The 22,018-nt window shown below is 72.4% G+C and carries 14 protein-coding genes and 1 pseudogene; 6 read left to right on the top strand and 9 right to left on the bottom strand.

The features are described from left to right. Positions 1–21: 21 nt before the first annotated feature. Positions 22–1,518, bottom strand: coding sequence for an amino acid permease (locus tag ACFYL6_RS23795; protein WP_387174299.1), 1,497 nt, complete (start codon positions 1,516–1,518; stop codon positions 22–24). A 200-nt stretch (positions 1,519–1,718) separates the two neighbouring features. Here ACFYL6_RS23795 and ACFYL6_RS23790 point away from each other — a divergent pair, with 200 nt between their 5' ends. After that, the gene (locus ACFYL6_RS23790; RefSeq protein WP_387174297.1) at positions 1,719–3,380 is read left to right on the top strand and encodes a glycoside hydrolase family 10 protein; all 1,662 of its coding nucleotides are present in this window, start codon (positions 1,719–1,721) and stop codon (positions 3,378–3,380) included. Between the two features lie 180 nt (positions 3,381–3,560). Continuing rightward, complete coding sequence (locus ACFYL6_RS23785) at positions 3,561–4,097, top strand: phospholipase (RefSeq protein WP_357190242.1); 537 nt, start codon at positions 3,561–3,563, stop codon at positions 4,095–4,097. Positions 4,098–4,248: 151 nt separating this feature from the next. Here ACFYL6_RS23785 and ACFYL6_RS23780 read toward each other — a convergent pair whose 3' ends face one another. After that, complete coding sequence (locus ACFYL6_RS23780) at positions 4,249–7,089, bottom strand: ATP-binding protein (RefSeq protein WP_387174294.1); 2,841 nt, start codon at positions 7,087–7,089, stop codon at positions 4,249–4,251. Positions 7,090–7,241: 152 nt separating this feature from the next. Then, positions 7,242–7,457 (bottom strand): zinc ribbon domain-containing protein, encoded by a 216-nt coding sequence (locus ACFYL6_RS23775; protein ID WP_327042027.1) that lies wholly within the window; start codon positions 7,455–7,457, stop codon positions 7,242–7,244. Positions 7,458–7,659: 202 nt separating this feature from the next. On the opposite strand from ACFYL6_RS23775, the pseudogene ACFYL6_RS23770 reads away from it, so the two are divergent. The 3 genes and pseudogenes from ACFYL6_RS23770 to ACFYL6_RS23760 all read left to right on the top strand — a co-directional run bounded on the left by ACFYL6_RS23770 (position 7,660) and on the right by ACFYL6_RS23760 (position 13,573). Beyond that, a pseudogene (locus ACFYL6_RS23770) lies at positions 7,660–9,113 on the top strand (lytic transglycosylase domain-containing protein). A 72-nt stretch (positions 9,114–9,185) separates the two neighbouring features. Further along, entirely contained in the window at positions 9,186–10,202 is a 1,017-nt protein-coding gene (locus ACFYL6_RS23765) for a GNAT family N-acetyltransferase (protein WP_387174445.1), read from the top strand. A 92-nt stretch (positions 10,203–10,294) separates the two neighbouring features. Beyond that, on the top strand, positions 10,295–13,573 hold the full coding sequence (locus tag ACFYL6_RS23760; RefSeq protein ID WP_387174292.1) for a lamin tail domain-containing protein: 3,279 nt from the start codon (positions 10,295–10,297) through the stop codon (positions 13,571–13,573). 68 nt (positions 13,574–13,641) lie between these two features. Here ACFYL6_RS23760 and ACFYL6_RS23755 read toward each other — a convergent pair whose 3' ends face one another. The 6 genes from ACFYL6_RS23755 to ACFYL6_RS23730 form a co-directional block, all read right to left on the bottom strand. After that, positions 13,642–14,118 (bottom strand): helix-turn-helix transcriptional regulator, encoded by a 477-nt coding sequence (locus ACFYL6_RS23755; protein WP_387174289.1) that lies wholly within the window; start codon positions 14,116–14,118, stop codon positions 13,642–13,644. 498 nt (positions 14,119–14,616) lie between these two features. Beyond that, positions 14,617–15,600 (bottom strand): porphobilinogen synthase, encoded by a 984-nt coding sequence (gene hemB, locus ACFYL6_RS23750; RefSeq protein ID WP_366333963.1) that lies wholly within the window; start codon positions 15,598–15,600, stop codon positions 14,617–14,619. 20 nt (positions 15,601–15,620) lie between these two features. Then, entirely contained in the window at positions 15,621–17,201 is a 1,581-nt protein-coding gene (locus ACFYL6_RS23745) for a uroporphyrinogen-III synthase (RefSeq protein ID WP_387174286.1), read from the bottom strand. Beyond that, the gene (hemC, locus tag ACFYL6_RS23740; RefSeq protein WP_387174283.1) at positions 17,198–18,166 is read right to left on the bottom strand and encodes a hydroxymethylbilane synthase; all 969 of its coding nucleotides are present in this window, start codon (positions 18,164–18,166) and stop codon (positions 17,198–17,200) included. Before hemC ends, ACFYL6_RS23745 begins: the two co-directional genes overlap by 4 nt. Continuing rightward, positions 18,163–19,560 carry a glutamyl-tRNA reductase gene (locus tag ACFYL6_RS23735; RefSeq protein WP_387174281.1) on the bottom strand — a complete coding sequence of 466 codons (1,398 nt, stop codon included), beginning with the start codon at positions 19,558–19,560 and terminating at the stop codon, positions 18,163–18,165. Before ACFYL6_RS23735 ends, hemC begins: the two co-directional genes overlap by 4 nt. Then, positions 19,557–20,327: a redox-sensing transcriptional repressor Rex gene (locus ACFYL6_RS23730; protein ID WP_030329747.1), complete on the bottom strand. Its 771-nt coding sequence runs from the start codon at positions 20,325–20,327 to the stop codon at positions 19,557–19,559. The genes ACFYL6_RS23735 and ACFYL6_RS23730 overlap by 4 nt, the downstream gene beginning before the upstream one ends. 371 nt (positions 20,328–20,698) lie before the next feature. On the opposite strand from ACFYL6_RS23730, the gene ACFYL6_RS23725 reads away from it, so the two are divergent. Continuing rightward, the gene (locus tag ACFYL6_RS23725) at positions 20,699–22,003 is read left to right on the top strand and encodes a sensor histidine kinase (protein ID WP_387174279.1); all 1,305 of its coding nucleotides are present in this window, start codon (positions 20,699–20,701) and stop codon (positions 22,001–22,003) included. Positions 22,004–22,018 lie beyond the last annotated feature (15 nt).

The raw sequence follows: 22,018 nt of genomic DNA, 5'->3' as shown, positions 1-22,018 counted from the left end.
GGCCCTTCCGCACCTCGCAGGTCAGTCGGTCGGCTCGCGCGGAGCCGGGGCGACGGCGGGCTCGTGCTGGGCCAGCCGATTGCGGCGGTAGCCGTAACCGAAGTAGATCAACGCGCCGAGCAGCATCCAGGCCAGGAACCGCAGCCAGGTCTCCACCGACAGGTTGAGCATCAGGTAGAAGCAGGCCAGCGCCGAGACGATCGGCAGCACCGGCGAGAACGGCACCCGGAACGGCCGCTCCAGGTCCGGACGCTTGCGGCGCAGGATCGGCACCGCCACCGACACGAGGACGAACGCGCAGAGCGCGCCGATGCTGACCAGGTCGGCCAGCGCGGAGAGCGGCAGGAAGCCGGCCAGCAGCGCGACCGCCACCGTCATGATCGCCGAGATCCGGTACGGGGTCCCCCAGCGCGGGTGCACCTTCGCGATCGAGGGCGGGATCAACCCGTCCCGGGCGATGGCGAAGCCGATCCGGCCCATCGCCACGAGGTCGACCAGGATGACGCTGGTCAGGCCCGCGACGGCGGCGATGGAGACCAGCACGGCCGCCCAGCCCGCGCCGACCGACTCGAAGGCCGACGCGATCGGGGCGCCCCGGTCGATCTCGGTGTACGGCACCATCCCGACCACCACCAGCGAGACGCCGATGTAGAGCACGGTGGAGATCAGCAGCGTGCCGAGCAGACCCAGGGTGAGGTCCCGCTTGGGCTTCCTCGTCTCCTCACCCAGGTTGGCCACGGCCTCGAAGCCGGTGTACGCGAAGAAGACCACGGCGGCGGCGCTGAGCACCCCGACGAAGCCGAAGACCGACGGCTCCAGCCCGAAGAGCGCCTGCGTGACCGGTTGCTTGATGCCGTCGTCGCCGCCACCGGCGGGCTCGGCCGGCGGGATGAACGGGGTGAGGTTCGCGGCCTTGACGAAGAACAGCCCGGCGACCACCACGAAGACGCAGATGGCCACCTTGACCAGCACCAGCAGGTTGGTGATCCGGGCGGACTCCCGGATGCCGACGATCGCCACGATGCCGAGGATCAACACGATGGCGATGGCGCCCACGTTGACAGTGCTGCCCTCCTCGCCGAACCACCGGGTCGGCAGGTCGAGCAGTTCGGCGAGGTAGCCGGACCAGCCTCGGGCCACCACGGCGGCGCCGAGCGCGAACTCCAGCAGCAGGTCCCAGCCGATGATCCAGGCGACGATCTCGCCCATCGTGGCGTACGCGTAGGTGTAGGCGCTGCCGGCGGTCGGCACGCTGGAGGCCAGCTCGGCGTAGCAGAGGGCGGCAAGCAGGGCCACCACGCCGGCGATGGCGAAGGAGATCACCACGCCGGGCCCGGCGCTGTCCCGGGCCTCGATCCCGGTGAGCGTGAAGATGCCGGTGCCGATCACGATGCCGATGCCGAAGCCGGTGAGGTCGATCGCGCCGAGCCGCCTCTTCAGCCCCAGCTGGCCGTCGCTGCCGTCCGCCTCACCTTGGGCTATCACGTCCTTGATTGGTTTTGTGCGCAGCACGGACACCCGGTCACCCCTCCCACCGTGCGACCACCTCCGCGGCGGCCGGTGACCGCCGTTGCTACCCACCGGCGCGATTGGTCAACCACGAACTCTTGCGGCGATGGCCAGACTGTGAAAATTTCCTACCAGCAACGCGGACATCGACGGCGAATCTTGCCGCGCCGCGTGAAACATCCGGGAGCCCCAACGAAGGGACAGACCGCATGAAAGCCACCCGACTCGGAGTCGCCGGGCTGGTCGCAGCCCTGCTCGGCACGTTCGTCACCGCCACCCCCGCGAGCGCCGCACCCGGCGCGGCCGACATCACCAGCACCGCTACCTGCGCCACCGACCCGGCCACCCCGAAGCGGCAGTTCCGGGCCATGTGGATCTCGTCGGTGGTCAACATCGACTGGCCCAGCAAGGCGTCCCAGACCAACCCGGACCGGATCGCGGCCCAGCAGGCCGAGTACCGCGAGCTGCTCGACCTGGCCGGGCGACTGCACCACAACGCCGTCGTGGTGCAGGTCCGACCCACCGCCGACGCGCTCTGGCCCTCACCGTACGAGCCCTGGTCGGAGTACCTGACCGGGGTACGCGGCCAGGACCCGGGCTGGGACCCCCTGGCCTTCCTGGTCGACGAGTCGCACAAGCGGAACCTGGAGTTCCACGCCTGGTTCAACCCGTACCGCGTGTCCATGCCGGCCCCCGGCGGCGCCGGCGCCGACCTCGCCCAGCTCGCCCCCGGCCACCCGGCCCAGCAGCACCCCGACTGGACCTTCGCCTACCCACCGGCTGGCGTGGCCGGCAGCCGGCTCTACTACAACCCGGGGATCCCCGAGGTTCGCGAGTTCGTCCAGACCGCAATGATGGACGCCGTCAAGCGGTACGACATCGACGGCGTCCACTTCGACGACTACTTCTACCCCTACCCCAGTGGCACGTACCAGGTGCCGGACGACGCGACCTTCGCCGCCCACAACCGGGGCTTCACCGACCGGGCCGACTGGCGGCGGGACAACATCAACCTGCTGATCCAGGAGATGAACGGCAAGATCAAGGCGGCGAAGCCGTGGGTGAAGTTCGGCGTGAGCCCGTTCGGCATCTGGCGCAACAAGACCGCCGACCCGCTCGGCTCGGACACCACCGGCAGCCAGTCGTACGACATCATCTCCGCCGACACCCGCAAGTGGATCAAGCAGGAGTGGATCGACTACGTGGTGCCGCAGCTGTACTGGTACATCGGCCAGTACCCCGCCGCCGACTATGCGCGCCTCGTGCCGTGGTGGGCCGAGACGGTGCGCGGCACCCGCGTGCAGCTCTACATCGGCCAGGCCGACTACAAGAGCGGCGACCCGGCGTACGGGCCGTACTGGCAGAACCCGCGTGAGCTGTCCGACCACCTGACGCTCAACCGGTCGTACCCGGAGGTGCAGGGCAACGTGCACTTCTCCGCGGTGCAGGTGCGGGCCAACCGGCTCGGCGCCACCGACATCTACGCGGGCGAGCACTACTCCCGCCCGGCGCTGGTGCCGGCCATGCCCCACCTGCCGGCCCGGCCGCTGCTCTTCCCGGTGCTCAGCAAGGCGACCCGGCAGGCCGACGGGGTCCGGCTCACCTGGCGGCAGCCCGCCGACGGCGTCGGCCCGCTCGGCACCGCCACCTCGTACGCGATCTACCGCTTCGACGGCACCACGCTGCCCGGCCGTTGTGCCACGGCCGACGCCGCGCACCTGGTCGACACCGTCCGGGCCACGCCCGGCGGCACCCAGTCCTGGGTGGACACCTCGGCCGAGCCCGGTCGGCACTACACCTACCAGCTCACCGCGCTGGACCGGTCGGCCAACGAGAGCCCCACGAGCCCGCCGGTATTCGTCAGGCACTGACCCGCTTCGCTGAATGCCCCGGACGCCTCGCGCGTCCGGGGCATTCGTCTGTTTCAACGTATGTCACCAATAGTTGGCGACGCGCATACCGCCTAGTTGATCAGCTGATCGACACTCATCGACATCCGGTAACCCGCCGGTAACTTCCGTCCCACCCGCTCACCCCTGCGGAGGTAACCCGTGCCCCGACGTCTCGCCACCCTGCTCGCCTCGGGCGCGTTAGCGCTGCTCGCCACCCTCGCCATCGCCTCCCCCGCCGCCGCCGTCACCCCCGCCCAACGGCTCTCGGTGCTGTCCAGCTGGACCCAGACCAGTGCGTCCAGCTACAACTCGTGGAACAGCGCCCGGGTCAACCGGGCCCCCTGGGCCGAGTACAACTTCAACTGGTCCACCGACTACTGCTCGTCCAGCCCGGACAACCCGCTCGGCTTCACCTTCAACCTGGGCTGCTACCGGCACGACTTCGGCTACCGCAACTACAAGGCGGTCGGCCAGTTCTCCGCCAACAAGTCCCGGCTCGACAGCGCCTTCTACGAGGACCTGAAGCGCGTCTGCACCACGTACAACTCGGTCGTCCGGCCGGCCTGCTACAGCCTGGCCTGGACGTACTACCAGGCGGTCAGCATCTTCGGTTCGGTAGCGGCCGTCCAGCAGGCCGACATCGACCGCGCCGCCCGAATGAAGGCCCAAGCCGAAGCCAACGCCGCAACCCACTAACCCCACCCCACCCCTTCCCCCGCCCCCTCCCCCGCACCACCCGCGTTGATCAAGAGATTTCGGTCATCGGAAGCGCGTTTCCTGACGCAAACCTCTTGATCAACAAGGGTGGGGGTGGGGGTGGGGGTGGGGGGGATGGGTGGGGCAGGGGTTAGGCGCGTTCGGTTCGGGTGGCTGGGTGGCGGTCGGAGTCGGTGGGACGGCGGGGGATTGGTTGGGACAGGCCGGTGCTGAAGCGGGTCGAGTCCGCCGCAAGGTCCGGGTGTTCCACGTCGAGTGCCAGCGCCGCGGCCTCGTCCAGCCCCAACTCGGCGCCCTCGCCGTACGCGTCGTCGAAGGCCGCGTCGCCCAACACCGCGCGCAACTCCGCCTGCTGTTCGGCCCAGTAACCGCCGTAGATGCCGGGGGTGGCACGCATGCTCGCCCGGGTGGCCTGCGCGGCCCCGAACAGGCGGGCTGCGGTCAACCGCTGGCCGCCGATCGCGCAACGCACCGCGACCGCGTTCAAGGTGTCGCACGCCCGGCCGTGGTAGCCGTGGCCCATCCGGGAGCGCAGCGCCACCAGCAGATGCTCGTGGGCGGCGATCACGTCACCGCGGGCCAGCGCGACCATGCCGAGCAGCATGTCCACCGAACGCCGGCCCCGCTCCACGGGTCGGGCCGCCTCCACCGGACGCACCGCGCCCAGCAGCTCAGCCGCCTCCTCCAGGGCGCCCCGCCGCCAGAGCAGCTCGGCCAGGCTGAACACCGCGAACAGTGCCTCGCCGACCACGTCCTGCCCGTGCGCCCAGTCGATGACCTCCCGGCACACCCGCTCGGCCTCGACGAACTGCCCCATGTCCACCAGCGGCGCGGCCCGGCCGGCGAGCACCCGGGCCAGCAGCCCGGCGTCGCCGGCCTGCCGGGCCGCTGCCTCCGCGCGCTGGGAGTAGCGCAGCTCCTCGGCGAACTCGCCGTCTGCGCCGGCATGCAGCGAGTGCATGTGGTACGCCGCCGCCAGCTCCGCCTCCGGGATCCGCTCCCCCGTCTCGGCGATCCGCCCGTACAGCCGGAACAGCCACAGCCGCCCCTCGCGGGCCAGGCCCCGCTCCAGCCACCACTGGTCCAGCCCGCCCGCCAGACCGAGACCGGCACGGGCGCTGCCGCCGGTGGCGCACCACCGCAGCGCGGCGCGCAACTCCCCGGCCAGTGGATCGAGGGCATACAACGACAGCGTCACCGGCCGGCCGTCCTGGCCCAGGTGGGCCCGGTCCAACGCGTGCGCCGACCAGGCCACGTGCCGGTCCCGAGCGGCCTGCTCCTCACCCGCCTCGGCCAGCCGCCGCGCCGCGTACGCCCGGATGGGGTCGAGCATCCGGTAGGTGCTGCCGGCGGCACGAGGCTCGGCCAACACCATCGACTTGTCCACCAGGACCGAGAGCGGGTCCAGCGGATCGTCACCCAGCAGCCACTCCACCGTCGCCAGATCCACCGGGCCGGCGAAGACCGCCAGCCACCGCAGCAGGCGGGCGGCCCGGGGCCCCAGCGTCCGGTACGACCAGGTGACGGTGGCCTGCATGGTCAGGTGCCGTTCGGTGGCCGAGCGCTGCACCGCCCGGCTCGCCGGAGTGGGCGGCGACGCACCGGCCGCCGCCGCGACCAGGTCCACGGTGTCCTGCTGGTTGCCGGACCAGCCCCGCTCCACCGGCGGCGGATCATGGTCCTCCCGGCCGGCGTCCAGGGTGCCGAGGACATCGTCCAGCCGCTCGGCGAGCTGACCGACGGAGAGCACCCGCAGTCGGGCGGCGGCCAACTCGATGGCGAGTGGCAGTCCGTCCAGCCGCTGCACGACCCGACGCAGGTCGGCGGACTCGGCCGGGTCCGGTTGCCGACCACCGCGCGCCGCCGCCGTACGGTCCAGCAGCAGCGCCACCGCGTCGCTCTCCGCACCGTCCGCGCGCGGGTCGACCGAGAGCGGCGGAATCCGCCACACCACCTCGCCGGGCAGGCTGAACGACTCACGGCTGGTGGCCAGCACCCGTACGCCGGCCCCGCCGGACAGCAGACGCGCGATCACCTCCGCGCAGGCGGCCGGTTGGGTGTCGCAGGTGTCCAGTACGACAAGCATCCGGCGGCCGGCCGCGTACTCGACGAGGGTGTCCAGCATCGGCCGGCCGGGCTCGGGTCGCAGGCCGAGCACGGCGGCGATGGCGAACGCCACCAGCCCCGGGTCGGTCACCGAGGCGATGTCGACGAACCAGACCCCATCCGGGTACGCCTCGACGAGTCCGCTGGCCAGCTCCACCGCGAGCCGCGTCTTGCCCGCCCCGCCCGCGCCCAGCACGGTGACCAGGCGGTGCTGTCGCACCAGGAGGCCCAACTCGATGCGCTCGGCCTGCCGGCCGACGAACGAGGTCACCTGGGTGGGCAGGTTGTGCGCCACCGCGTCGGCGGTGCGGGGCCGGGGGAACTGCCGCTCCAGACCCGGTGCGATCAGTTGGAACAGTCGTTCCCGGTCGTCGAAGCCGCGCAGTCGGTGCAGGCCCAGGTCGAGCAGGGTCGCACCCGGCGGCAACGGCTCGGCTCGACGTGCGGTGGACGCCGTGCAGAGCACCTGCCCGCCGTGCGCGGCGGCGGCCACCCGGGCGGCCCGGTGCACCTCGGGGCTGGCGTACTCGCCGTCGCGTGGCTCGGCGTAGCCGGTGTGCAGGCCCATTCGCACGCGGGGGGCGGCTTCGGAGGTGGGCCAGTCGTGGCTGGACAGTGCGCGCTGGGCGGTCAGGCACGCGGTCATCGCCGCGGTCGCTTCCTCGAAGGCCAGGAAGAACGAGTCGCCCTCGGTCAGCAGCTCCGCGCCACCCGTGCTGGCCAGCGTGCGACGCAGCAGCCGTCGATGCTCGGCGAGCACCGGGCGGTAGTCCGGGCCGAGTAGCTGGGCCAGTCGGGTCGAGCCCTCGATATCGGTGAATACGAAGGTCACCCAACCGCTCGGGAGCTGGATCCGTGGCGACATGCGAGGAACCTCCGCCCGTGACGTCGGGTTCATGCTGCCTGAGTCCGGACGATCACACATCGTGAGAACGGTTGGGCAAGTGCCGCCTCAACGTGCCACTCGGACCCGCTCCCGGCAAGGCCGGCCCACCAGGCGGCGGCGAATTGGCCCGATCAGCAGCCGCAGGCACCGCCGCAGCAGCCACCAGCGGCGGGTGCCGGGGCGCCACCGGCGGCACCACCCCGGCCGGTGACCGCGACCGCGGAAAGAAGCTTGACCGTGTCGGCGTGTCCCTGTGGGCAGCTGGCCGGCTCACCGGCCGCCGCCATCGAACGGTTGACCTCGAAGGTGTCGCCGCAGGCGCGGCAGCGGAACTCGTACCGGGGCATGCCACCCAGGGTAGTGGATCTGACGCTTGGCGAAGCATGGGTGATACTCGACAGGTGGTGGACGGCGAGGACGACACGCGTGTGCAACCGTTACGACCGGCCGCGCCGCTGGACGGGCCGCTCGCAGGCTCGGGGGCCGCGCCCGATCCGGTGCGCAAGGTGCCCCGCCCCCGCCGCCCCTGGCTGAGCGGGCGTTCGGCGGATGCGCCGACCACACCACCGGCCACCGCGCCGACCACACCACCGGCCACCGCGCCGGCCCCGCCAGCGGGTGAGCCCACCGCGACCGACCTCGCCGGGTCCGACCCGCGCGCGAGCGCCACCGGCACGAAGGCCCCGGCCGAGCCCGCCCCGGCCGCCGCCCCGCCGGCCGAGGCACCCAAGGCCGAGGCCGCGAAGACCGAGGCCGCCAAGGCCGAGGCACCCAAGGCCGAGGCCGCGAACGCCGGGGCCGTCAAGACCGAGGCCGCCAAGGCCGACGCGGTCAAGACCGACGCCCCCAAGACCGAAGACCAGGCCGACACCCCCAGGACCGACGCCACGGAAAGCGCGGACCCGGAGGCGGACGGCAAGGCCAGCGACCCGGCCGCGCCGAAGTCGGCCGGCGGGTCGAGCGCCGACACGCCGGCAGACGACGCGAAGACCGCCGCCGGTGCCGCGGATCCGGCGAAGACCACTGTGGATGAGATGCCGGTCGTGCCGGCGTCCGATCCGGCCCGTCGGCGGCGGGTGCAGTTCGCGCACGCGGTACGGCTGCCGCCACGCCAGGCAGCGGCCTCCGCGGCTCGGGCGACGCGTGCCTGGGCTCGCCGGCCGAGTGGTCGGCTGACCCTGCCTGGCGTCTTCCTGTTGGCGCTGGTGGCGGTGACCGCCGCGGCGGGAGCGCTGCTCGTGCCGGCCGCGATCCGCGCACCGCGCCCGGTCGCGGTCGACGCCTCGGCCGCGCCGACCGGGGTCGCACCGCCGGGGGTGCCGTCCGGCCTGCCCACCAGCCCTCTGCCCACCGGGCCGCTGCCGACCCTTCCGCTGCCCAGCGGCGGGTTGCCCGGCAACGGGTTGCCGACCGGGTCGGTGATCGGTGGCCGACCGTCGGACGCCCTGGCCGGCTGGGCGCAGCAGGTCGGCGCCAAGGTCGGTGTCCCCCCGGTCGCCATGCAGGCGTACGGCTACGCCGAGCTGGTGCTCGCCCAGACCAACCGCAGCTGTGCGCTGAGCTGGACCACGCTGGCCGCGATCGGTCAGGTCGAATCGGGGCACGGCTCGGCCAACGGCGCGCGGTTGGGGCAGGACGGCAAGGCAACACCGAAGATCATTGGGCTGCCGTTGGACGGCAACGGCGGCCGGATGCGGATCATCGACACCGACCGTGGGGCGCTCGACGGGGACTCGACCCTCGACCGCGCGATCGGGCCGATGCAGTTCATCCCGACCACCTGGCAGGAGATCGGCGCGGACGCCGACAACGACGGGCTCAAGGACCCGCACGACCTGGACGACGCCGCCCTGGCAGCGGGACACTACCTCTGCAAGGGCGGCCGAAACCTGAGCATTCCGGGCGACTGGTGGAACGCGATCCTCTCCTACAACGATGTACGGCGGTACGCCCAGGACGTCTACGACACCGCGAACCGGTACGGACGGTCCAGTCGGTCGTGAAGTGATCGTCTCGATACGTTGGAGAACTGGACACTTCCCCCGGGCCTCTGTTAGCGGCAAGCTAGACGGGTGATGGTGCGCGAGTGGGACCCCAGGACCGCGTCGTCCGCCGAGATCGCGTCGCTGTTGGCCACGCTGAACGCGGTTTTGGCGGCCGATCTGCCGCAGGACCCGCCCTGGCGGGAGACTTCGCTGCGGGAATACCTCGCCGAGGTGATGCCCGGCGAGCGGCGGATCTCCTGGATCGCCCAGGCCGAGCCGACCACCCCGGGCGACACGGGCGCGGTGCTCGGCCAGGTGCACGTACTCCTTCTGGGTGACATCGGCGTGCTGGAGGTGCTGGTGCACCCGTCCGCGCGGCGCACCGGCCTCGGTCGTGACCTGGTGTTGCGTGCCGCCCGCCGGGTCTACCAGGAGGGCTTCCGGTCGATCGGGGTCGAGGTCGTCGGCGACACGCCCGCGATCGGGTTCTACGAGTCGCTCGGCTTCACCCGGGAGTACGTGGAGACGCGCAGCGTCCTCGACCTGACCGCGGTGGACTGGGCCGAGCTGGCCGAGATGGCCACCGGCATCGGGGCGGGCTACCAGCTGGAGTTCTTCCCGGGCGGGCCGCCGGACGACCTGATCGAGGCGTACGCGCGGGCCAAGGCCGAGGTGCGCGACGTCGACGACGGTGAGCTGCGGCCCAGCTCCTACGACCCGGAGCGGCTGCGCGACAGCCTCGACACGCTGCACCGGCGGGGCATGAAGCCGTACATCGTGCTCGCCCGGCACGAGCAGAGCGGCGAGGTGGCCGGCCTGACCGAGGTGGTGGTGCCGGCGCAGCACCCGACCCGTGCCGACCAGTACGACACGATCGTCGCGCAGGATCACCGGGGCTACGGCATCGATCGGGCGATCAAGGCCCGGATGCTGCTGGAGCTACGCTCCGCCGAGCCGGAGCTGATCGAGGTGCAGACCTGGAACGCGCAGGCCAACGAGGCGATGCTCAAGGTCAACGCGGAGCTGGGCTACCGCCCCGACCGGGACTGGTGCGAATACAGCGTCGACGTCGCTGAGCTGGTGCACCGCCTCGACCCGCCGCGCTGAGGAATTCACGAAACTGTCCACTAGGGGATGGACGGTGGACAGTCGCGCACCTTAACGTGCGTTGACCCCCATCCACCCATCGTGGAGGCCCTATGCGCCCGCGCCGCTCAATCGCCGCGCTCGCGACCGCCACCGCCGCCGTGACCATCACGGCGCTCGGCGTCGCACCCACCGCGGCCAGCGCCGCGCCCACCGACCTTTTCATCTCGGAGTACGTCGAGGGTTCGTCGAACAACAAGGCGATCGAGCTGTTCAACGGCACCGGCGCCGCAGTCGACCTGGCGGCCGGCGGCTACCAGTTGCAGCTCTACTTCAACGGTTCCACCACGGCCACCACGATCGCCCTGACCGGCAGCGTGGCCGCCGGCGACGCGTTCGTGTTCGCCAGCGCCTCGGCCGGGGCCGCCATCCTCGCCCAGGCCGACCAGACCACCGGGGCGAGCCTCTTCAACGGTGACGACGCGATCGTGCTGCGCCGGGGCACCACAGTGCTCGACTCGATCGGCCAGGTGGGCGTCGACCCGGGCACCGAGTGGGGTGCCGGCGTCACCAGCACCGCGGACAACACCCTGCGCCGCTTGCCGAGCGTGGCCGCCGGTGACACCGACCCGTCGGACGCGTTCGACCCCGCCACGCAGTGGGCCGGCTTCCCCGTCGACACGTTCGACGGACTGGGCGCGCACACCGTGGACGGCGGTGGCCCGGTGGACGTGCCGGCCACGGTGACCTGTGGCGGGCCGCTGGTCACCGCCGCCGGCACGGCCGCGAGCCGCGAGGTGACCGCCGCCGACCCCGACGACACGATCGTCGACCTGGCGGTGACCGCGATCAGCCCGAGCCCGACCGCCGGCTCGATCACCCGTACCGCCTTCACCCCCGCCGACGGGGTGGGCGGCACCGCCCGCGGCACGGTCGGCGTGAGCGCCGACCTCGCCGCCGGGGCGTACACCGTCACCCTCACCGCGACCGACGCCGGCGGTGGCACCGCGAGCTGCGCCCTGGTCGTGCAGGTGACGCGGGAACTGACCGTCGGCGAGGTGCAGGGTCCGACCACCGACGCCGAGTCGGGTCCGACCGACCGGTCGCCGCTCGCACCGGCGAGCGGCAACGGCACGAGCAGCACGCTGTACGACGTACGCGGCGTGATCACCCAGTTGACCCTGGCCCGTACCTCGGCCGGGGCGGAGCAGCACGGGTTCTTCCTGCAGAGCCGCGTTGGTGACACCGACGGCGACCCGACCAGCTCCGACGGCATCTTCGTGTTCATGGGCACGTTCACCTCGCTGATCGGCGGTTACGTGCCGACCGTCGGCGACGAGGTCGTGCTGCGGGCCCGGGTGTCGGAGTACTACAACTTCACCCAGCTCTCCGGCGCGTCGCTGGTCCGCCGGATCGGCGGCGGCCTGGCCGTGGACACCGCGGTCGCGGTGACCGACGCGGTGCCGCCGGCCGTGCTGACCGACGCGGAGCGCTTCTGGGAGCGGCACGAGGGCACCCGCATGCGGGTACGCGCGGGCAGCGGCGCGGTGAGCGGCCGGGACGTCTTCGCCTCCACCGCCGACGCGGAGCTGTGGGTGGTCGACCGCGACGACCCTCTGCTGGACCGCGCCGACCCGTACTCCCGGCGCGTCTTCCGTGATTCGCACCCGCTGGACAACGACCCGACCCGCCGCTTCGACGACGGCAACGGCCAGCGGACGCTGCTCGGCAGCATGGGCGTGAAGGCCACCGCCGGGGACAGCGCTGCGCTGCTCCCGCCGGCGCACACCTTCGACACGCTGCGGACGGACGCGGTGGGCGGGGTCTACTACTCGTTCGAGAAGTACGGCGTCCAGGTCGAGCGGGCGGAGTTCGCCGCCGGGGCCGACCCGTCGAAGAACAACCCGCCCAAGCCGGCCGACCGGTCGCAGGAGGTGGCCGTGGCCACCTACAACGTGGAGAACCTGTACGACTACCGCGACGACCCGTTCGACGGCTGCGACTTCGCCGGTAACGCCGGGTGCGTGGGCGTCGACCCGCCGTTCGACTACGTTCCGGGCAGCGAGGCGGAATACCGCGAACAGCTGGCGGCGCTCGCCGACCAGATCGTCAAGGATCTGCACGCACCGGATCTGATCCTGGTGCAGGAGGCCGAGGACCAGGACATCTGCACGGTCTCAGGGGCGGCCCTGAGCTGCGGCGACACCAACAACGCCGATGGCGCCCCGGACAGCATCCAGGAGTTGGCGCTCACGGTGTCGGCGGCCGGTGGGCCCGCGTACGCCGCCGCCTATGACCGGACCGGCGCGGACGCCCGCGGTATCACCGCCGCGTTCCTGTACCGCACGGACCGGGTGTCGCTGGCCGCCGCGACGGCGAACGACCCCCTGCTCGGCTCGGCGCCGACTGTTGAGTACCGGGCTCCGGGGCTGCCGGCCAACGCCGACGTGCAGAACCCGAAGGCCCTCAACGCGGTGTTGCCGGCGGATGTGGACACCTCGACCGGTCGGGACGGGAACAACGTCTTCACCCGTGCTCCGCAGTTGGGCAAGTTCAGCGTGGCCGCGGCACCCGGCTCGACCGAGCGGTTCACCCTGTACGCGCTCAGCAACCACTACTCCTCGGGCCCGGACGGCCGGGTCGGGCAGCGGCGGGAGCAGGCCCGTTACGGCGCGGCGATCGTGACCGCGATCGAGGCGGCCGACCAGACCGCCCGGGTGGTCTACGGCGGGGACCTGAACGTCTTCCCCCGCCCGGACGATCCCATCGCGACGGGCAGCCAGCCCACGCCGTCGGACCAGCTCGCCCCGCTGTACGAGGCGGGCCTGCACAACCTGTGGGACAACCTCGTCGCGGACGTGCCGGCCTCGGCCTACTCGTACAGTTTCGAGGGGCAGGCGCAGACGCTCGACCACCTGTTCGTCAACGACGCGTTCTACGCCGACCTGGTGCAGGTGCGGGCGGCGCACATCAACGCCGACTGGCCTGCTGAGTTCGCCGGTGACGGCTCACGGGGTTCCAGTGACCACGACCCGCAGGTGGCCCGGTTCCGGTCCCGTGCGTCGTTGACAGTGGCCGACACGGCGGTGGTCGAGGGCGACCAGGGCACCCGTCAGCTCACCTTCAGCGCCACCGTGTCCCGGCCGCTGTCCCAGTCGGTGCTGCTCTGCGCCGCCACCGTGGGCCTCACGGCGCAGGCGGGTTCGGACTTCGACCCGTACGCCGGCTGCAAGGTGTTGGCCGCCGGGCAGACGTCGGTGGCGTTCCCGGTGACGGTGCGCGGTGACCGTAAGCGGGAGCCGGACGAGAAGCTGACGCTGCTGGTGGCCGGCGTGCCCGGCCTGCGGCTGGCCGACCCTCTCGCGACCGGAACGATCACCAACGACGACTGACCGGGGAACGAGGTCGACGACGGCCCGCCGCCCCGAGTGGGGTTCGGCGGGCCGTCGTCCATCCTGCGTCAGCGGTACCGCCAGAGCTGTGGCGGCGGCGGATCCCCGCGGTGCCTGGCTACCCGCACCTCCCATCGGCTGCGCCGACGCATCGCGTCCCGGACCTCCCGATTGCGGTAGAACGTCTCGGGCGGGCGGGCCAGCCCGTAAATGTCCGCCCACCACTCCCCCGGCTCCGGGTCGAGGATGGTGTCCAGGTGCGACGGGTAGCGGCGCCCCGCACCATCGCGCGTTTCGTCCCAGTCCCGCATTGGCCTGAGCACCCGGCCGAACTCGTCGACGACGGCCAGCCGACATCCGACGACCCCGATGATCCGGCGGAGCAGCTCGATACTTGGAACAGTCCGACCGGCCTCGATGCGGCCAATAGTCGCATGGTGCACCCCCGCCCACCGGGCCAGCTCACGTTGACTCAGGTCGGCGTGACGACGGACCGCCCGGACGATGCCAGCGACCGGCCACGGGGAGTCGGAGGGCTCGCTCACTGTGACTTTCCGCTGCGCGACGTTGGGGCTCGGACCGTCGGGGATCCAGCTGTCGGCGCCAGGTGCTCCTGTATCCGGGGGTGTCGGTGAGTCGTCCATGCCGCCACCGTCCCGGCTCGCTCCGTTCCTCGCAGTCCCGTTTTGCGGGCCTGTGGACAACGGAAGCACCTGTGGACAACCGAGGGCTCGTCAGCGCTGGGAAGGTGGCTCCCGCACGGCCGGCGAAACGGCGGCATTGAGCGGCACGTCCGCGCCGCAGCGGAGCAAGGGGCCAACCGCTGACCCTTCCCCTTTGCTCTGCACCCGGATAGGCACCGGTCGCCGGCCACAGCCGTCGCGTCCGCGGGTGCAGAGCAAAGGCAGCCACGGAGGGAATTGTCGAGGCCAGGAATCCGGCGGACGAGACAGGACCCCAACCGTCAAGGCCGCGTCCTGTGCCCGCTGCACCGAGCGCGCCAGGATCGGTGCGCGATCAGCCGATGGCCGCAGGCGGGCCGCTCAGTAGCGCTGGCGGAGCAGGCCGGCGGCCTCGACGGCCCAGTAGGTGAGGATGACCTGTGCGCCGGCCCGCTTGATCGAGGTGAGCGTCTCCAGCATCACCCGCTCCCGGTCGATCCAGCCGTTCGCGGCGGCCGCCTCGACCATCGCGTACTCACCGGAGACCTGGTAGGCGGCGACCGGGACGTCCACCGCGGCCCGCACCGCCGACACCACGTCGAGGTAGGGCAACGCCGGCTTGACCATCACCAGGTCGGCGCCCTCGGCGACGTCGAGCGCGACCTCCCGCAGCGACTCCCGCAGATTGGCCGGGTCCTGCTGGTAGGTGCGCCGGTCGCCCTCCAGCGCCGACTCCACCGCCTCGCGGAACGGGCCGTAGAAGGCGGAGGCGTACTTCACCGCGTACGCCAGCACGGAGACGTCCTGGTACCCGGCGGCGTCGAGCGCCCGGCGTACCACGCCGACCTGGCCGTCCATCATCCCGGACGGCCCGACCATGCCGACCCCGGCGGCGGCCTGGGCCACCGCCATCTCCGCGTACGCGGCCAGGGTGGAGTCGTTGTCGACCTCGCCGTCGGGGGTGAGCAGCCCACAGTGCCCGTGCGAGGTGAACTCGTCCAGGCACAGGTCGCTCATCACCACCGTGGCGTCACCCACCTCGGCGACCACGTCGCGGATGGCGACGTTGAGGATGCCGTTCGGGTCGATGCCACCGGAGCCGGTCGGGTCCCGCTGCTCCGGCACGCCGAAGAGCATGATCCCGCCGACACCGGCCTGGACCGCCTCAGCCGCCGCCTTGCGCAGCGAGTCCCGGGAGTGCTGGAGCACCCCCGGGAGCGACCCGATGGCCCGGGGCTCGGTCAGCCCCTCCTTGACGAACATCGGCACGACCAGTTCGGCCGGGTCGACCCGGGTCTCGGACACCAGCCGGCGGACCGCCGGGTTGCGGCGCAGTCGGCGGGGCCGGATCTCGGGGTACGACATGGAAGGGCCTCCTCGAACGGCTACCGGAAGCGCAGGGCGGTCGGGCCCTGCACCTTCGAGCCACGGCGCTGCTTGGCCGGCATGGCGGCCAGCTTCTCCCGAAGCTCGACGGCGTAGGCGGCGAGCGCCTCCACCAGGTCGGGCACCGAGGCGTGCGGTGGCTGGACGTCGACCCGCAGGCCGAACTCCGTCGCGGTCTCCGCCGTCTTGGGCCCAATCACGGCAACAACGGTCCGGGCGTGCGGCTTCCCGGCGATACCGACCAGATTGCGCACGGTCGAAGACGAGGTGAAGAGCACCGCGTCGAAGCCGCCCGACTTGATCGCGTCGCGGATCTCGGCGGGCGGCGGAGCGGCCCGCACCGTCCGGTACGCGGTCACGTCGTCGACCTCCCAACCGCGCTCGGTGAGCCCGGCGGCGAGCGTCTCGGTGGCGATGTCGGCGCGCGGCAGCAGCACCCGGCCCACCGGGTCGAGGATCTCGTCGTGCGGCGAGAACTCGGCCAGCAGACCCTCGGAGGACTGCTCCCCGGCGGGGATCAGCTCCGGCTGGATGCCGAACGCGCGGACCGCGTCCGCGGTGGCCTCACCGATACAGGCGATCTTGACGCCGCCGAAGTGCCGGGCGTCGAGACCGTGCTCGGCGAACTTCTCCCAGACCGCGCGGACCGCGTTCACCGACGTGAAGATCACCCAGGCGTACCGGCCGTCGACCAGGCCCTTGACCGCCCGCTCCATCTGCGCCGGGGTGCGCGGCGGCTCGACCGCGATGGTCGGCACCTCGCACGGGATCGCCCCGTAGGCCCGCAGCCGGGCGCTCATCGCGCCGGCCTGCTCCTTGGTGCGGGGTACGAGCACCTTCCAGCCGTACAGCGGGCGGTTCTCCCACCAGCTCAGCTTGTCGCGCTGCCCCACGCCGACACCGACGGTGAGCACCACCCGGCCGGTGAAGCCGAGCGCGGCGGCCACGAAGCTGTCCACGGTCGACGTGGTCGTGTACTGCGTCTCGCCGGTGCCGTCGCCGGTCACCCCGACGCCGGTGGTGCCGTCGACCCCGGCGGCGAGCAGTCCGTCCCGGACGGCGGCGAGGTCACCGGCGTCCACAGCGAGCGCGAGCGAACCCCGGCCGACGGCCGTGGCCAGCGCCTCGAAGTCCAGCGCGCTGACGTCCTCGACGTCGGCGGCCGTACGCACACCCGGCAGCGGGACCCCGGCGTAGGTGGCCACGCCCTCGGCCTGGCCGACGCCGGGCACCACCTCGAAGTGGGCGGCGGTGCGGGCCACCGCCTGCACCTCCTTGACCACCGAGTCGTGCCCGAACGGGTCGCCGGCGACGAGGTGCACCGCGTTCAGCCCGGAGCGGGCCGCGGAGATCAGCACCTTCGCCACGTCCCCCGGCGCGCCCTCGGCCGGGGTGAACTCGGCATCGTTCCTGGCCTCGGCGCGAACGACGGTGAGCAACGACTCCGGGACTCCCCGGTCGTAGATCACCTGGTCGGCGTCGACCAGGGCGTCGTGGGCCCGACGGGTCAGCAGGCCCGGGTCACCGGGGCCAGCCCCGACGAACGCGATACGGCCGACGGGCTTACGGGTGCGGGTCATTCTGTGCTCCCAAATTGCTGGGTCCCCGGGCCGGTGTGTCCTTCGTGGCCGAGGATCGAGTCGGCGCCGAGGTCGAGGAGTTCGGCGGCGAGTGCCTTACCGATCTCCGCCGCGTCGGCGGGCGTTCCGGTGCGGGACAGCCGGAGGTCACGAGTGCCGTCCGGGCTGATCACCGCCCCGCGCAGGTAGATCTCATCGCCGGTCTCGCCTTCGGCGAGTTCGGCAAAGGCGGCGACGGGTGCGCTGCACCCGGCCTCCAGGGTTGCCAGAAACGCGCGTTCCGCGGTGACCGCGGCACGCGACGGTCCGTGGTCGAGCACCGCGAGCAGCTCAACCAGGTCCTGGTCGTCGACCCGGCACTCCACGGCCAGCGCACCCTGAGCGGGCGCGGGCAGCATCAGCATCGGGTCCAGCGACTCGGTGATCACGTCGAGCCGGCCGAGTCGGGCCAGACCGGCCCGGGCCAGGACGACGGCGTCGAGGTCGGCCTCGGGGCCGAGCACCCGCGCCAGGCGGGTGTCGACGTTGCCGCGGATCGGGGTGACCTCCAGTTGCAGGCCGAGGGCGTGCAACTGGGCGATCCGGCGCAGCGCGCCGGTGCCCACGGTGGCCCCGGGCGGCAGCTCGGCGAGCGTCCGGCCGTGGCGGGCCACCAACGCGTCGCGCGGGTCCTGCCGGGCCGGCACCGCGGCGATGTGCAGCCCGCTGGCGGCAGCCGTGGGCAGATCCTTGTACGAGTGCACCGCGAAGTCGATCGTCTTGGCGGTCAGCGCGTCACGCAGGGCGGAGACGAACACCCCGACGCCCAGCCGGTGCACCGGTGCGCTGGAGCGGTCGCCCGCGGTGACCACCTCGACCAGCTCGACGGGGCGGCCGGTGGCGGCGGTCACCGCCTCGGCGATCTGGCCGGACTGGGCCATCGCCAGGGCGCTGCCCCGGGTGCCGAGGCGCAGGGGGGCGGTCAACGCGCACCTCCGGTGGGTGGGGTCGGCTCGACGGCGTCGGCTCCGGACACCGGGTCGGTGCCGGGGAGCGCCAGGCCGAGGTCGGGGGTCAGCACGTCCGGGACGGTGTCCACCGGCGAGGTCTGCGGCACCTCGAGGTCGAACAGCTCGCGCAGCAGTGCCGCGTACTGGTCGCCGCCGGGCTCCGCGGCCAACTGGCGGACCTTGACGGTGGGCTGGTGCAGCAGCCGCTGCACGACCCGGTGCACCGTGCGGGCCACCTCGGCCCGCAGGTCGTCGCCGAGGTCGGGGCGACGCTGGGCCAGCCGACGCAGCTCGGCGGTGACCACGTCGTCGGCCCGGCCACGCAGCGCGGCCACGGTGGGTGCCACGTCGGCGCCGCGCAGCCAGGTGAGGAAGCCCTCCACCTCGGCGAGCACGATGCGTTCGACGGCCGCGGCGTCGGCAGCCGCCGGACCGTCGGCGAGTAGCGCCGCCATCCGGTCGATGTCGATCACCTCGACGCCGGGCAGCTCGGCGACGCCATCCTCGACGTCGCGCGGGACGGCCAGGTCGAGCAGGACCAGTGGGCCCCGGGCCGGGTCGCGTTCGGCCAGCGCCGCGGTGACCACCGCCCGGGTGAGGACCGGTTCGGTGGACGCGGTGGCGGCCACTACGATGTCCACTGTGGAGAGGGTGTCGGCCAGCTCGGTCATCGGCGCGGCGCTCGCCCCGTACGACTCGGCGAGCCGGACGGCCCGGTCGGCGCCCCGGTTGCTGACGGTGAGCGGCCCGGCGCCCAGCCGGGACAGCGTGGCCACCCCGAGCGAACCCATCGCGCCGGCACCGACCACCAGGGCCGGGTGGCCGACGAGGTCGCCGTCGAGGTGCCCGGCGGCCAGCTCCAGCGCGGCGGTGACGACGCTCTGGCCGGCCCGGTCGATGCCGGTCTCGGCGTGAGCCCGCTTGCCGACCCGCAACGCCTGCTGCATCAGTTCGTGCAGCAGGCGGCCGGCCGAGTCGGCGCCGGTGGCCCAGTGGTACGCGTCGCGCAACTGGCCGAGGATCTGCGCCTCGCCCACCACCATCGAGTCCAGACCGGTGGCGACCCGGAAGACGTGGTCCACGGCGGCGGTGTCGTAGTGCACGTACAGGTGGCTGGCGAGCGCGGTCGGCGAGCTGCCGGCCTGCTCGGCCAGCACGGCGCAGACGTCGCCGAGCCCACCGTGGAAACCGGACACGGCGGCGTATACCTCTACCCGGTTGCAGGTGGAGACGATCACCGCCTCGGCCACGTACGGCTGGGCGACCAGGCGGTCCAGTGTGCGGGTCAGGTCGGCGGGAGGCACGGCCAGCTGCTCCAGCGTGGCGACTGGGGCGGTCCGGTAGGACGCGCCGACGACGAGCAGTTTCACGTGCCGATCGCCTCCTGGGTGTCGGTGGCCGCGAACCCGCCGGGCAGGGCGGTGAGCGCGGACCCGCCGGTGGCGGGCAGCGCGGTCAGCGATGCCTTGCGGTGTTCGTGGAAGGACAGAATCTGCAGCTCGATGGCGAGGTCGACCTTGCGCACGTCGACCCCCTCCGGAACCGAGAGTACGCACGGCGCGAAGTTGAGGATGCTCGTCACGCCGACGGCGACCAGTTGGTCGGCGACCTGCTGGGCGGCGGCGGCCGGGGTGGCGATCACGCCGATCGCGAGGGATTCCTCCGCGGCGACCGTCGGCAGGTCGTCGACATGCCGGACCACCAGGCCGTTGATCTCCTCACCGACCCGGGAGGGATCGGCGTCGAGCAGTGCGGCGATCCGGAAGCCCCGGCTGGCGAAGCCGTCGTAGCCGGCCAGGGCGTGACCGAGATTACCCACGCCGACCAGGGCGACCGCCCGGCGTTGGGTGAGCCCGAGCACATACTCGATCTGCTCGATCAGCAGCGCGACGTCGTAGCCGACGCCCCGGGTGCCGTACGAGCCGAGGTGTGAGAGGTCCTTGCGGAGCTTGGCGGAGTTGACCCCGGCGGCGGCGGACAGGCCCTCGCTGGAGACCGTCTCGTGCCCGGTGTCGGCGAGGTTGTGCAGCGCGCGCAGGTACTCCGGGAGCCGAGCGACGGTCGCCTCGGGCAGATCCGGGAGCGCTGGTACGGCACCGGCGCGGCCGGGCGCGCCTGGGTGACGGTGCTGACTCATGAGACTCCGTGCGGTGCGATCCTCGGCCAACTCCGCTGGTCGGCCGTTTATGGACTCCCGCTGGCGACCGAGGTTGCCGGCTGTGCTAGCAGGGCGCGTCGGAGTCACAGCGTAGGCGCTTGTGAAGACGTGCACAAATCGCGATCTTGTCGCTGCGTGCCGCAACCCCACCAGCACCTCCATTCCGCAAGATCGATTGAACGGCCTGGTCCGCTCACCGCCCAGGCGATTATTACTCAATCCCGACTTCTCTGACCAATCCCGCGCCGACCCCTTCCCCGGGACGTCCCGGCGGTGGTAGGGGCAGCACTACGGAGGAGAGGCGGGGTTTCGGGATGGGGACACCGAGCCCAGCTGCCTAGCCTTTGAGCATGACCGCCGTTGCCGCCACCAGCGACCGACCGACGCTGGCACCGAGCATCCCCCGCCAGCTCTTCGTCGACTCCGGGTACGTGGTGCTCGGCCTGCCCCTGGCGGTGGCCAGCTTCGTCGTCCTCATCGTCGGCCTCGCGGTCGGCATCGGTCTGGTGGTCACGGTGATCGGCCTGCCGATCCTCAGCGGCACCCTGTACGCCGCCCGTGGGCTGGCCGACGTCGAGCGGTTGCGGCTGCCCGCGGTGCTCCACCAACCCCGGATCCGGCCGCACTACCGGCTGCCCGAGGCGGGCGCGAACGCCTGGCGGCGGATCTTCGTGCCGATGCGGGACGCCCAGTCCTGGCTCGACCTGGCGCACGGCATCCTGCGGCTGATCGCGGCGGCGGGCACCTTCGTGGTGACGCTGTCCTGGTGGGCCGCGGCGATCGCCGGCTCGCTCTACTGGGCCTACGACTGGGCCCTGCCCCGGGCCGACGGCGAGGGTGACCAGGATCTGGCGCAGTTGCTTGGCCTGGGCGACTCGACAACCGCCCGGATCGGCCTGTACACCGCGCTCGGGGTGTTCTTCCTGATCACCCTGCCGATCGTGGTGCGGGGCTGCGCACTGCTCCAGGCCAGCTTCGCCAAGGCCATGCTGACCGGGGTGGCCGAGATGCGTGACCGGATCACCGTGCTGGAGGAGCAGAAGCGGGCCGCCGTGTCCGCCGAGGCCTCCGCGCTGCGCCGGTTGGAACGTGACATCCACGACGGCCCCCAGCAGCGCCTGGTCCGGTTGGCGATGGACCTCAGCCGGGCCCGGATGCAGCTCGCCTCGGACCCGGAGGCGGCCGGCCGCACCATCGACGAGGCGGTCACCCAGACCCGGGACACGCTTGCCGAGCTGCGGGCGCTGTCCCGGGGAATCGCCCCGCCGATCCTGGTCGACCGGGGCCTGCCCAGCGCCCTGGCCGCGATCGCGGGCCGCGGGCTGATCCCGATCGAGCTCCAGGTGGACCCGCAGCTCGGCACCCCGGCCGGACGGCTCGACCCGGCGGTGGAGAACACCGCGTACTTCGTGGTGTCCGAGGCGCTGACCAACGTCGCGAAGCACAGCCGGGCCACCGAGGCCACGGTGGCCGTGGCCCGGAAGGGCACCCACCTGCAGGTACGGGTGGGCGACGACGGGCAGGGCGGTGCACACCTGGCGAAGGGGCACGGGCTGGCCGGCATCGCCGACCGGGTCCGGGCCGCCGGTGGCGAACTGATGGTGGTCAGCCCGACCGGCGGCCCCACCGAGATCCGCGCCGAGCTTCCCCTGTGAGCGCGAGGAGTGAGC

Source organism: Micromonospora sp. NPDC007208, assembly GCF_042869175.1.
Classification (GTDB): domain Bacteria; phylum Actinomycetota; class Actinomycetes; order Mycobacteriales; family Micromonosporaceae; genus Micromonospora; species Micromonospora foliorum.
Note: the sequence above shows the minus strand (reverse complement) of the source record. Positions and strands in the feature narration are given on the sequence as shown.

Excerpts from the sequence above, each read along its gene's own strand:
- ACFYL6_RS23760 (WP_387174292.1), top strand. The coding sequence starts at position 10,295 with ATGCGCCCGCGCCGCTCAATCGCCGCGCTCGCGACCGCCACCGCCGCC.
- ACFYL6_RS23765 (WP_387174445.1), top strand. The coding sequence starts at position 9,186 with ATGGTGCGCGAGTGGGACCCCAGGACCGCGTCGTCCGCCGAGATCGCG.
- ACFYL6_RS23790 (WP_387174297.1), top strand. The coding sequence starts at position 1,719 with ATGAAAGCCACCCGACTCGGAGTCGCCGGGCTGGTCGCAGCCCTGCTC.
- hemB (WP_366333963.1), bottom strand. The coding sequence starts at position 15,600 with ATGTCGTACCCCGAGATCCGGCCCCGCCGACTGCGCCGCAACCCGGCG.
- ACFYL6_RS23725 (WP_387174279.1), top strand. The coding sequence starts at position 20,699 with ATGACCGCCGTTGCCGCCACCAGCGACCGACCGACGCTGGCACCGAGC.
- ACFYL6_RS23730 (WP_030329747.1), bottom strand. The coding sequence starts at position 20,327 with ATGAGTCAGCACCGTCACCCAGGCGCGCCCGGCCGCGCCGGTGCCGTA.
- ACFYL6_RS23775 (WP_327042027.1), bottom strand. The coding sequence starts at position 7,457 with ATGCCCCGGTACGAGTTCCGCTGCCGCGCCTGCGGCGACACCTTCGAG.
- ACFYL6_RS23780 (WP_387174294.1), bottom strand. The coding sequence starts at position 7,089 with ATGTCGCCACGGATCCAGCTCCCGAGCGGTTGGGTGACCTTCGTATTC.
- ACFYL6_RS23745 (WP_387174286.1), bottom strand. The coding sequence starts at position 17,201 with ATGACCCGCACCCGTAAGCCCGTCGGCCGTATCGCGTTCGTCGGGGCT.